The sequence below is a fragment of the Enterococcus salsurae genome (genome assembly GCF_054784955.1).
Genome location: NZ_BAAHWY010000004.1, coordinates 194226 through 206846, shown reverse-complemented (window position 1 = coordinate 206846; position 12621 = coordinate 194226). Strand labels below are relative to the sequence as shown.

The window sequence follows — 12621 nt, the reverse complement described above, 5'->3', positions numbered from 1 at the left end:
AAAATGAAAAAATGGATTCAAACAGTTGTGTTAGGGGCAGCATTATTATTGATTAGCGGGTGCGGTAACAGCAGCAGCGCTTCAACGGATAGTTCACAAGAAGAAGTAACTGTTAAATTAGGCTTGATTGGTGCGGATACGGACGTTTGGGATAGTGTCAAAGAACGCTTGAAAGAAGAAGGCATCAATTTAGAGTATGTCCAATTTTCGGATTACAACCAACCGAATCAAGCTTTAGCGGATGGATCCATCGATATCAATGCGTTCCAACATCAGTTTTTCTTAGACAATTATAACGAAGAGTTTGGGACTGATCTGGTATCGATCGGGAATACCGTCAATGCGCCTTTAGGCATCTACTCTGATAAAATCACTGATGTCAAAGATTTGGCGGAAGGGGCGAAAGTTGCGATCCCTAATGATGTCACGAATGGTGGTCGGGCATTATTGCTGCTGCAAACAGCAGGTTTGATCAAAGTCGATGAAGCCGCAGGACAAACACCAACAGTGGCAGATATCACTGAAAATGACTTGCAATTGGATATTTCGGAATTAGATGCTGCGCAAACCGCAAGAGCATTGTCAGATGTTGATATTTCTGTGATCAATAGCGGAATGGCTGTAGATGCGGGCTTTGTACCAACAGAAGACGCGATTTTCCTAGAACCAGTGGATGAAACCGCTCGTCCTTATGTAAATATTATTGCTGCCCGCAAAGAAGACGAAGACAACGAAATCTATCAAAAAGTTGTGGCCGCTTATCAAACAGTTGAAACCAAGAAAGTGATCGAAGAAACATCGAAAGGGTCAAGTGTTCCTGCATGGGAAACGTTTGGTGCAAAATAGGCTACTGACAAACTATAATAAAATCAATCAGCATGTAGAGGAGAGAATAGAGATGACGACTGCAACTACAACTAAAAATTCTACCATCAAAGCATTTATTGAAGAAAGATTACCTGAATACCAAGCATTGGCGCTGGATATTCATGCCCATCCCGAAGTCAGCAACTATGAATTTTATTCATCAGATGCCTTGATCGCGCAACTTGAAAAAGAAGGCTTCCATGTCAAAAAAGATGTCGCTGGCCATCGAACAGGTTTTGATGCGCGGTATCAAAGCGGCAAACCTGGCCCCGTGATTGCGTTTCTTGCTGAATTTGATGCCTTGCCTGGTATCGGCCATGCGTGCGGTCATAACTTATTCGGGACGTATTCTGTCTTAGCGGCGAGTGCACTGCAATCTTTTGTTGCTGAAATCGGTGGCGAGATTCGCGTCTATGGTACCCCAGGTGAAGAAGGTGGCGAGAACGGTTCAGCTAAAGGCAGCTTCGTCCGTGAAGGGTTCTTTGATGATGTAGATGCAGCATTGTGCGTACACCCCGCCCACCGCTATGGCGCAACAACGGCTTCTTTAGCCAATGATCCTGTTGATATCAAATTCTATGGCCGCGCTTCTCATGCCGCCGCAGCCCCAGAAAAAGGCATCAATGCTTTAGAAGCGCTGATCCAAGTCTTCAACGGAATCAATGGGTTACGCTTGCATTTGCCAAAGGATGTCAACATCCATGGTGTGATCACCGATGGCGGTGTTGCAGCCAATGTCGTGCCTGAATATGCAGCGGGCCGCTTTTATTTGCGGGCCAGCAACCGTGCGACCTTAAATGACGTCTATGAGAAAGTTGAGAATATTGTCAAAGGGGCAGCATTAGCTACTGGTGCAACGTATGATTTCGGCTTATTCCAAAATTCTGTAGATGATGTGATCGTTACCCCAAGCTTCGATGCGCTGTTCTTTGCCCATGCCGCAGACGCTGGAGTACCGGAAAATGAGATTGACACAGAAGCAAAAACCAGTTTAGGCTCTTCTGATGTCGGCAATGTCAGCCAAGTGATCCCAACGATCCAACCCACCGTTTCGATCTCAGACCCATATATTGCTGGCCACTCAGAAGAATTCAAAGCAGCTGCCAAAAGCGACAAAGGGTTGCAATCGATTGCTATTGCCGCGGAATTGTTGGCACTGACAGCACTGGATTTATTCCAACAGCCAGAATTATTGGTCAAAATCAAAGCAGACCATCAAGTGCGTTTAGCGAAAGGAAATTAACATAAGCAAGACAAAAAACCGCACCCTTCTCAAAGGTGCGGTTTTTTGTCTTGCAGCTAATCAATCACTAAGATACCTTCTTTTAATGAGAAAGGATTCTTTTCGTTGATATGATCGTAGAACATGACGCCATTCAAATGATCGATTTCATGTTGGATCACAATGGCTGGATAGTTCTTCAGGCGAACTTTTTGCTTCTTACCGTTGATATCATAGTAACTAATGGTGATGCGTGCGTGGCGCACGACATAGCCAGGCACTTCGCGGTCAACTGAAAGACAGCCTTCCCCTTCACCTAAACAAGCTTCTTGGACCGAGTGGCTCAAGATCTTAGGATTGTAAAGTACATCTTTAAACTCTGGCTCAGGGTTCTCAGGATCACTGCTAGGAACCAAAACTGCTGTGATACGTTTTGAAATATCTAACTGTGGGGCAGCCAGCCCAACGCCGCCTCGCAGTTCAAGTTCTTCTGCTTTGACAGGATCTTGGCTGTTCTCTAAAAATGTCATCATGTCTTTTCCTAATGCGATATCTTCATCGCTTAATGGAAAAGGTACTTCTTTGGCTACTTCGCGTAAAGTCGGATTGCCTTCGCGAATGATATCATCCATTGTAATCATTGATGATGTGACTCCTCCTACTATGTAAAAAATACGAATATCAAATATTCATTCCTTATAAAGTGTACCACAACTGTTAAATTATCGTCATAAGAATGTTCAGCAGCGCAAACATTTCTTATGATGTGAAACTATATTTCTAATTAAATAAATATTTTATGAAATATAGTTGCAATAGAAAGCGCCGTCAGTTATAATGCAATTGTAGAAAACGGTATCACTTGTAGATATTGAACAAGGAGGAGAAAAGATGTTTGGCTTTTCTGTATTTATGAATCAAGATTTAACACCCGATGATCTGGCACAAATGGAAGAAATGGCCATTTCTTTCAAAGGCATGTTTACATCGATGCATATTCCTGAAGATGATCGCAGCAAATACCGTGAGCGTTTAGCGGTAATTGGCGGCTTTGCCAAAACCCATCATATGTCTTTGATGGTTGATATTTCGGGTCACGCGCTGACTGATGCGGGCTTTTCTATCGATCGCTTGGAGGAATTGGCAGCTATAGGTGTTACAGGGTTGCGGATGGATTACGCAATCGACAATCAACAAATCGCCCGATTTTCACATCACCTCCGTATTGCATTGAATGCCAGTACGTTGACGGAAAAAGATGTCCAAGAACTGCAGGACTTTGGCGCTGACTTTACGCAATTAGAAGCTTGGCACAATTATTATCCGCGACCGGAAACAGGATTGGATGAACAATGGGTGCTAGACAAAAATCGCTGGTTGAAAGACAAAGGCTTCTATGTACAAGCTTTTGTGCCCGGGGATGACCGATTGCGGGGTCCTTTATATGCTGGTTTACCTACATTAGAAGAACATCGAGGCATGGCACCATTTGCAGCTGCATTGGCCTTACAGCAATCAGGTACGGTGGATGCGATATATATCGGAGATGGAGGATTGACGCAGCAAAGTATCCAGCAGTTCAATGAATATACGCAATATGATGTCGTTCCCTTAAGAGTCAAGGAGTGCGGGTCAGCTTACCTAGATGACGTGCTGGGGGTGCATCAAAATCGACAAGATGAAGCGAGAGATGTCTTGCGCAGTGCCGAGGCTCGTTTCGGTGAAGTTCCTTTAGTCAAAACAGAAGCCCCGCGAGAACGACCGATTGGGGCAGTAACGATCGATAATCAAGCCTATGCCCGATATATGGGAGAAATCCAAGTATGTAAACAACCACTGCCATCGGATCCGCGGGTCAATGTAGCTGCACAGGTGATCGATGCAGATTTACCTTTGATCCAACATATACGCGCAGGCATGCGATTCAAAATAGAAAGAGATGATTCCAATGAGTAAAATCAATTTAGACAACTTGACTACAGAAAGACGCAACAATGAAACAACGAATTTAGATGAGATGACGATTGCGGAAGCGTGTCAAAAGATGAACCGAGAAGATCAGAAAGTCGCCGCCGCAGTAGAAAAAGAATTGCCAAGTATCGAAAAGGTCATTGAAGCGACGATTGCCTCGCTAAAAAAAGGTGGCCGCTTGATTTACTTAGGGGCAGGCACTAGCGGTCGTCTGGGCGTTTTAGATGCTGCAGAATGTGTACCGACTTTTGGTGTAGCGCCAGAATTAGTTGTCGGATTGATTGCCGGCGGAGAAAAGGCCATGACGGTGGCAGTCGAAGGGGCAGAAGATTCTATGACCTTAGGGAAACAAGATCTGTTTGATTTGACACTATCAGATAAAGATATGGTGGTTGGGATTGCTGCCAGCGGCCGGACACCTTACGTGATTGGGGCGCTCGACTATGCCAATCAAATCGGCGCCACCACAGCAACGATTGCTTGCAACAAGCAGGCGGAAATTTCGGCGCATGCAAGCTTGCCTATCGAAGTGGATTGCGGGCCAGAGTTTTTGACAGGTTCAACGCGATTAAAATCAGGCACAGCACAGAAATTGATTTTGAATATGATCTCAACGATTTCGATGGTCGGTATTGGCAAGGTGTATAATAATTTGATGGTCGATGTCAAAGCGACCAATGATAAATTGGTGGAGCGGAGCAAGCGCATTATCATGCAAGCTACGGAAGCTGATTATCAGACTGCTACTAAGTTTTTTGAAGCAGCTGAGCAAAATGTCAAACTGGCGATCGTGATGCTCTTGACTGATAGTGACAAGGAAGAAGCGCAAAATAAACTAACGGCCGGACATGATTTTGTTAAAGCGGCGATTGGGGGAGAAGGATAATGGCAAAAGAAGCTTTATCAGTGGAAGAATTGGCAGCGAAAATCTTTGCTGCCTCTGGTGGCATAGACAATGTAGAGAGTGTCAATCACTGCATGACTAGGGTCCGCATGACGGTTCGCGATCATGACAAGGTGGATCAGCAAGGTCTCAAAGACATTCCAGGTGTCATGGGTGTAGTCAACGATGAACAGTTGCAAGTGATTATCGGCCCTGGGAAAGTCAACAAAGTGGCCAATGCGATGGTGGCACAAGCAGGTGTTGATCTTGGGCAAGAAATCCCGCAGAGTACGCTATCTGGCAAAGACGCTTTAAGTGCGAAGACAGCTGAAATGAAGGCGGCGCAAAAGGCAAAACAGAAACAATCTCCCTTCAAATCATTGTTGAAAGATATCTCAAATATTTTTGTACCGATGATTCCCGCCTTCGTGGGTGCGGGTTTGGTGGCAGGGATAGCTTCTGTCTTAACGAATTTGATCACCGCGGGCAGATTAGACGGGGACACGTGGAACTATTATGTCATGATCCTGAATATCTTAAAAAATGGGATGTTCACTTACCTAGCGATTTTCACTGGGGTCAATGCCGCACAAGTGTTCAAAGCAAACCCAACATTAGGGGGTGTCATCGGTTCTGTGATCTTATTATCTGGGATGAACCCAGATGCACCGATCCAAAACTTGTTTACTGGCGAAGCGTTAGTCGCCAACCAAGGCGGGATCTTAGGGGTGATTTTCGCGGTCTGGTTATTGGCAAAACTAGAAGCTGTTTTGCACAAAGTGATTCCTGAAGCAATTGATATCATTGTGACTCCGACATTATGTCTATTGATCATTGGGTTAGCGGAAATTTTCTTGATCATGCCGTTGGCAGGGGCAATCTCAGATAGCTTGGTGGGCTCAATCAACTGGGTCTTGAATGTTGGCGGTGCATTTTCTGGCTTTGTGTTGGGCGCAGCCTTTCTACCAATGGTGATGTTTGGTCTGCATCAAATCCTGACACCTATCCATATTCAAATGATTGAAGCAACTGGCAGTACGCAATTGCTGCCGATCCTTGCAATGGCAGGCGCCGGTCAAGTCGGTGCTGCATTGGCATTATGGGTGCGGCTGCGCAAAGACAAAGAATTGACAGAAATGATCAAAGGCGCGCTGCCGGTTGGTATTTTAGGGATTGGCGAACCATTGATCTATGGTGTGACATTGCCATTAGGTCGGCCCTTTATCACTGCTTGTATAGGTGGCGGGATAGGTGGTGCGGTCATTGGTGCCCTCTCTAATATTGGCGCTACAGCCATTGGACCATCCGGAATGGCCTTGATCCCATTGATTGCGAATGGCCATTGGTTAGGGTATATCTTTGGGTTATTAGCAGGCTATGCAGGTGGTTTTGTTGCGACCTATTTCTTTGGTATTCCCAAAGATCGGCTTGCAGCGGTGAAAGAAGCAGGGACAGAAACTGTTGTACCGCAAGCGACAGCAGCAGAAAATACAAATGAACGGTCCGTACAAGACACAACAACGACGTTCTATGCCGTTGCAAATGGTCAAACGAAAGCATTGACGGAATCAAGTGATCCAGTCTTTCGACAAAAAATGATGGGAGACGGTTACTTTGTATTACCGGAGAATGGGGCCGTTTATGCACCTGTATCAGGAACCGTCACCGCAGTTTTTCCTACAAAACATGCGATTGGCTTTACCACTTCTTCTGGGTTAGAGGTACTCTTGCATATGGGTGTCGACACAGTAGAACTGAAAGGAATGCCTTTTGATGTGTTCGTTGAGGTTGGACAAGAAGTTACATCTGACACACAAGTGGCGCAAGTAGACTTGGCGCAATTGAAAGCTCATCAAAAAGCTGCTGAAATGCTGGTACTGGTGACCAATATGGATGCAGTATCGACATTAGGTATGCTGAAAACTGGGCAAACGAACGCTGGCGAAATGGTTTTAAATGTGAAATGATCATACCCCATCTTTTTTAAAGGGTGGGGTATTTTTTAAGTTTTAGGTAAATCGATTGCTGATTATTTGGACTTATGTTACAGTTTTGTTACAAATATAGGACCTAGTTGGAGGAGAAGAATCATGAAAAAAGTTTTTTGGCTAAGTTGCTTTATCCTTTTCTTATCACCGTTGACGACTTTGGCAGAGGAATCGACAAGTGTTGATACATTTCAGAGCCTTGATTCGAGTCTCGAAATGACAAGTGAATCTAGTTCAGAAGCAACAAAAGAGAGCCAATCAGCGAGTGAGGATCCAACGACAACAAGCAGTACGGTTGATACGACGACAGAAACCATTGACGCAGCGGATGTGATCGATTCGATCCAATCAGAAACCGGAGAGTCAACGGATATCCAGAACTTTTCTGCACAAGATCAACCGAATGACATGCGGCAAGGACTGCAGACAGGAATCAGTGAAGGCAGTGTGACTGCCTTGACCAAATCGGACCTAGATCAGCTGACAGACGAACAACTTGCCCAAGCGAATCAGCTGGCTTTGCGCTATTCTAGTGATGCGATGGGCTTTGATATTGGTTTTTTGGGAAAAATCGTTCGGGCTTTATTTATTGATCAAACATTGTCATGGGCCGCGATCGAACCGCAATTGGCATTTGATCCCAGCAGTTATGCGACCTTTTCTGCAATGATACCTGATATTGATCAATTGCAAACCTACCTGAAAACCTTATATCCAGCAAATGGAATTTTTCTGACATTCAATCAATCTGTGACGGACGAATGGTTGGCATCTATCTTGACACAACTGGACACCGTTGAAGCCCAAACAAATGGTGAATCATTGTTCCCAGGCAGGATCGCTTGGATCATTCATGCAGTCAACGAATCGATGTATCTGCCAACAGAAACGACTGAAACAACCGATGACAGTCAACAAGCCACGAACACTACAGTTGAAACTGTTGCAAGCAGTGGGAACCAAAGCGACACTTCAGCAACACAAACCGCTGCGCAAGACAATGACCAGTTGCCAAAAACCAACGAATCCAAAAGCCCATTATTAGGCATTGCGGGTGTGGTTTTGATTCTAATCGTAGGCATTATTATCTGGAGAAGAAAAAAGAAATGATTGTTATTTTTTTCTAACTATCACGTATGATTTCCATACTGTACAGGCGTGCATGCTTGTACAGTTTTTTTAGGTTTTTTGAAAATGAAATATCCTTTCATTTCAATTATCCCCCATTAATAATGAAGTTATAAAAAAGAACTTCATAAAAAAATCAAATTTAATTGCTTGCTTTCTGTGGTGGAGGGTGTATAATGACACAGTGTCATATGACGATGTGTCATATTTGAACAGTGTGATTTATTTAACCAACATGAAAGGAGATTTTTTGATTGCCAACAGAAACATTTTTTCATCTGCCAGCTGAAAAGCAAAAGCGCATAATGAATGCAGCCAAGAAAGAATTTTCCCGATTGCCCCTTAAAGATGCCTCCATCGCCACGATCATCAAGGATGCGGAGATTCCTCGCGGCAGTTTTTACCAGTATTTCGAAAATAAAGAAGACTTGTATTATTACTATTTCCATACATTAAAAAGCGATAGTCAAAGGGATTTGATTCGATCGATCCAGCATGAAAAAGGTGATTTGTTTGCTGGATTTGAATGGTATTTTTCTCGGATGATCGAGGAAGTTTTAAAAGGAAAGAATGCCAACTTTTACCGCAACTTGTTCTTGAGTATGGATTACCGGTCCTTCCATAAAGTGATGCCAGAAATACATAAAAAGATGCATCATGCCCATCACGAAGAACGCAAAGCAACACGGAAAAAAGAAGAAGCTGAGTTTTTTGCTGAGATCGACAAAGACTTGTTGAAGGTTGCTGACGATCATGAGTTGAAATTGCTGATCCAATTATTGATGCATACGGTATTTTCTACGATCACCGAAGCATATCGTCATATTCAAGCTGACGACAGTTATGATCCATCATTGGCGATGTCTGATTTCAATAGCAAAATTCGCTGGTTAAGAGAAGGCGCAAAGAAAGAAAGAGGGGAAACACATGACTAAATTGATCAAACGCGTATCGTCCATTTCTATTATAATGGCAGTCGTGTTTATGGTGATCCAAGTAGTGGCGGATCTATACTTGCCGACATTGACTTCCAACATTATCAATAATGGGGTCGCCACCGGAGATATTGACTATATTTGGAAAACTGGGTTTTATATGATCGGCTTTTCCATGATCAGTATCTTAGCAGCATTAGGGAACACTTATTTCGCAACCCGCGAATCCCAAAAATTAGGCCAAAAGTTACGTTCGGATATTTACCAAAAAGTAGAAAATTTTTCTGCCCGAGCCTTTGATAAATTTGGTACGGCATCATTGATCACGCGAACGACCAATGACGTCAACCAAATCCAAATGGTCACACAAATGTTTTTGCGTATGATGATCAATGCCCCAATCACACTTATCGGTGCTAGCTTCTTAGCTTACCAAAAAGATGCGCAATTGACGCGGATTTTCTTGGTGGTCATTCCAATTATGCTGGTTCTTGTCGGCGGCATCATGTATTTTGCTGTGCCGCTGTTCAAAAGCATGCAAAAGAAAACCGACCGTCTGAACTTGGTTTTCCGTGAAGGGTTGACTGGTGTCCGGGTCATTCGCGCTTTTGACAAAACAGACTATGAAGCCAATCGCTTCGACGGTGCCAACAAAGATTACACCCAAACAGCCATCAAAGTGAACACGATCGTGGCATTGATGATGCCGCTGATGACCTTGATCATGAGTGGAACCAACATTGCGATTACTTGGTTCGGTGGTCATTATATTGCAGAAATGACGTTAGAAGTTGGGAATTTGATTGCCTTCATGACGTATGCAGCACAAATTTTGATCAGTTTCATGATGTTATCCATGATTTTTGTCATGGTACCAAGAGCGCAAGCCTCTGCAGACCGGATCAACGAAGTATTGAATGAAGAAGACGAAATTGTAGATGCGCAGACACCAGAAACATTAACACTAAAAGGCAAAGCTGCCACTTTAGCATTTGATCAAGTGAGTTACCGTTACCCTGGTGCTGAAAAATCAGCCCTTGAAGCAATCGACTTTCAAGCGGCATCTGGCGATTTTGTCGCTATAATCGGTGGCACTGGGTCTGGGAAAACCACGTTGGTCAATCTATTGCCTCGTTTATTTGATGTCGAAAGTGGAGCAATCAAGATCAATGACACCAACATTGCTGCAGTAACGCAACATAACTTAAGGGAAATTGTGGGATTCGTTCCGCAAAAAGCCGTCCTTTTCTCAGGTACAATCAGAGAAAATATGCTTTATGGCAAACCCGATGCCACTGAAGAAGAAATATGGAAAGCGCTAGAGATCGCACAAGCCAAAGACTTTGTATCAGAACTTGAAGATGGACTAGAAAGTCGGGTCGAACAAGGTGGCGGCAACTTCTCTGGGGGGCAACGACAACGGTTAGCGATTGCCCGGGCATTAGTCAAACAAGCAGATGTCTATGTCTTTGATGATTCCTTCTCAGCGTTAGACTTTAAAACCGATGCCAATCTGCGTGCGGCTTTAAAACGTGACATGCAAGATAGTATCATGGTGGTTGTCGCGCAACGGGTCAGCACGGTCATGGATGCCGATACGATCCTCGTTCTTGATGAAGGACAATTGGTGGGTAAAGGCAACCATGAAACCCTGTTAGCAGAAAATGAAACCTACCAAGAAATCGTTTCTTCACAATTGAGAGAGGAGGATCTTGCATGAGTGAAAACAAAAACAATACAAACCAAGGACACCGCGGTGGACCTATGGGCGGTGGCCCAGGCCGGAATATAGGTGCCAAAGGACCAAAAGCCAAAAATTTCTGGGGTACAGTCAAACGCCTCTTCGGCTATATGTCAAAACGGTCAATAGCGATCATTGCTGTCTTTGTCTTAGCGATTGCAGCGGTTATTTTCCAAATCCAAACACCAAAAATTTTGGGGGAAGCAACCACTGAAATCTTCAAAGGGGTAATGATTGGTGCGCAACAAATACAAGCAGGTCAAACTGTGACTGAATTTCCTATCGATTTTGACAAAGTCGGTCAAATCATTTTGATTGCCATCGGCATGTACGTGGTCTCTGCGGTCTTTAACTTTATGCAACAGTTCATTATGACCCGTGTGTCTCAACGCACTGTTTATGAATTGCGCCGTGACTTAGATGAAAAGATGAATCGATTGCCGATTTCTTATTATGACACTCACTCCAATGGGGATATCATGTCTCGTGCGATCAATGATATGGATAATATCGCCAGCACACTACAACAAAATTTGACTCAATTTATTACCAGTGTCGTGACTTTCATTGGTGTTTTATGGATGATGTTGACTATCAGCTGGCAACTGACATTGGTGGCATTGGCGACGGTACCGCTAAGCCTGATCGTTGTCATGATCGTGGCGCCAAAATCACAAAAATTCTTTGCTGCACAACAAAAAAGTTTAGGGTTGCTGAATGACCAAGTAGAAGAAACCTATGGCGGTCATACAGTGGTCAAAACATTCAATCATGAAGCAGCTGACCAAGTCGTGTTTGAAGCAGAAAATGATCGTTTGTATGCTGCTGGCTGGAAGGCACAGTTTATCTCAGCCATCATTATGCCTTTGATGAACTTCATCAAAAACTTAGGGTATGTCTTTGTGGCAGTTCTTGGTGGGATCAAAGTAGCCAATGGGAATATGACGCTAGGGGATGTGCAAGCATTCTTACAATATACCAATCAGTTTTCACAACCAATCACACAAATTGCTAGTTTATTGAATACGATCCAATCGACAGTTGCGTCGGCTGAACGGGTCTTTGAAGTATTAGACGAGGCAGAAATGACAGATGAACCTTCTGGATTGCCAGTTGAAAATACGGATTATAAAGTGCGTTTCGATCATGTTCAATTTGGATACAGTCCAGAAAAACTATTGATGACTGACTTTAGTTTAGACGTCAAAGCAGGAGAAATGGTCGCCATCGTTGGGCCAACTGGTGCGGGTAAAACCACATTGATCAACTTGCTTGAACGCTTTTATGATGTCAGTGGCGGAAGTATTCGTTATGATGGCAAAGATACCCGTGATTTGACACGAGATGAATTGCGCAGCAATATCTCGATGGTCTTGCAAGATACGTGGTTGTTTACAGGATCGATTTATGACAATATTCATTATGGCAATGAACATGCAACCAAAGAGCAAGTGATTGCCGCAGCGAAAGCTGCCCACGTGGACGACTTTGTTCGGAAGTTGCCAGAAGGTTATGATACTGTCTTGAATGAAGAAGCCAGCAATATTTCTCAAGGTCAACGTCAATTGATCACGATCGCTCGGGCATTCTTGGCGGATCCAGATGTCTTGATTTTAGATGAAGCAACATCGAGTGTTGATACGCGGACAGAAATTCTGATCCAAAAAGCCATGGGTCGTTTATTGGAAAACCGGACAAGTTTCGTAGTGGCTCACCGTCTGTCTACGATTCGTGACGCAGATAATATCATTGTGATGAACCATGGATCCATCGTTGAAACTGGCAACCATGACTCATTGATGGCGCAAAACGGTTTCTATGCGGACTTGTACAACAGTCAGTTTTCAGAAGATGCTGCATAAGCACTCAGCATAGCAACATAAATC

General features: G+C 43.9%; 10 protein-coding genes. 9 read left to right on the top strand and 1 reads right to left on the bottom strand.

Annotated elements, in window-relative coordinates; genetic code table 11:
• The first annotated feature begins 3 nt into the window (after positions 1-3).
• Both ACYVRS_RS11105 and ACYVRS_RS11100 read left to right on the top strand, forming a co-directional pair.
• A complete protein-coding gene (locus ACYVRS_RS11105) occupies positions 4-846 on the top strand; it encodes a MetQ/NlpA family ABC transporter substrate-binding protein (RefSeq protein WP_461203375.1) in 843 nt (280 codons plus the stop codon).
• A 52-nt stretch (positions 847-898) separates the two neighbouring features.
• Positions 899-2110: a M20 family metallopeptidase gene (locus tag ACYVRS_RS11100; RefSeq protein ID WP_312498359.1), complete on the top strand. Its 1212-nt coding sequence runs from the start codon at positions 899-901 to the stop codon at positions 2108-2110.
• 56 nt (positions 2111-2166) lie between these two features.
• Here the strand turns inward: ACYVRS_RS11100 and def are convergent, their stop codons facing one another.
• A complete protein-coding gene (gene def / locus ACYVRS_RS11095) occupies positions 2167-2730 on the bottom strand; it encodes a peptide deformylase (RefSeq protein ID WP_054115806.1) in 564 nt (187 codons plus the stop codon).
• 250 nt (positions 2731-2980) lie between these two features.
• Here def and ACYVRS_RS11090 point away from each other — a divergent pair, with 250 nt between their 5' ends.
• From ACYVRS_RS11090 to ACYVRS_RS11060, 7 genes are all read left to right on the top strand, one after another.
• Positions 2981-4045 carry a DUF871 domain-containing protein gene (locus ACYVRS_RS11090; protein ID WP_461203374.1) on the top strand — a complete coding sequence of 355 codons (1065 nt, stop codon included), beginning with the start codon at positions 2981-2983 and terminating at the stop codon, positions 4043-4045.
• Complete coding sequence (gene murQ / locus ACYVRS_RS11085; RefSeq protein ID WP_313538033.1) at positions 4038-4946, top strand: N-acetylmuramic acid 6-phosphate etherase; 909 nt, start codon at positions 4038-4040, stop codon at positions 4944-4946. The genes ACYVRS_RS11090 and murQ overlap by 8 nt, the downstream gene beginning before the upstream one ends.
• Positions 4946-6910, top strand: coding sequence for a glucose PTS transporter subunit IIA (locus tag ACYVRS_RS11080; protein ID WP_461203373.1), 1965 nt, complete (start codon positions 4946-4948; stop codon positions 6908-6910). Before murQ ends, ACYVRS_RS11080 begins: the two co-directional genes overlap by 1 nt.
• A gap of 123 nt (positions 6911-7033) precedes the next feature.
• Positions 7034-8041, top strand: coding sequence for an LPXTG cell wall anchor domain-containing protein (locus ACYVRS_RS11075; protein ID WP_461203372.1), 1008 nt, complete (start codon positions 7034-7036; stop codon positions 8039-8041).
• A 272-nt stretch (positions 8042-8313) separates the two neighbouring features.
• On the top strand, positions 8314-8994 hold the full coding sequence (locus tag ACYVRS_RS11070) for a TetR/AcrR family transcriptional regulator (protein WP_054115811.1): 681 nt from the start codon (positions 8314-8316) through the stop codon (positions 8992-8994).
• Positions 8987-10714 carry an ABC transporter ATP-binding protein gene (locus ACYVRS_RS11065; protein WP_312498348.1) on the top strand — a complete coding sequence of 576 codons (1728 nt, stop codon included), beginning with the start codon at positions 8987-8989 and terminating at the stop codon, positions 10712-10714. The genes ACYVRS_RS11070 and ACYVRS_RS11065 overlap by 8 nt, the downstream gene beginning before the upstream one ends.
• Positions 10711-12597, top strand: coding sequence for an ABC transporter ATP-binding protein (locus tag ACYVRS_RS11060; protein WP_054115813.1), 1887 nt, complete (start codon positions 10711-10713; stop codon positions 12595-12597). The genes ACYVRS_RS11065 and ACYVRS_RS11060 overlap by 4 nt, the downstream gene beginning before the upstream one ends.
• Positions 12598-12621 lie beyond the last annotated feature (24 nt).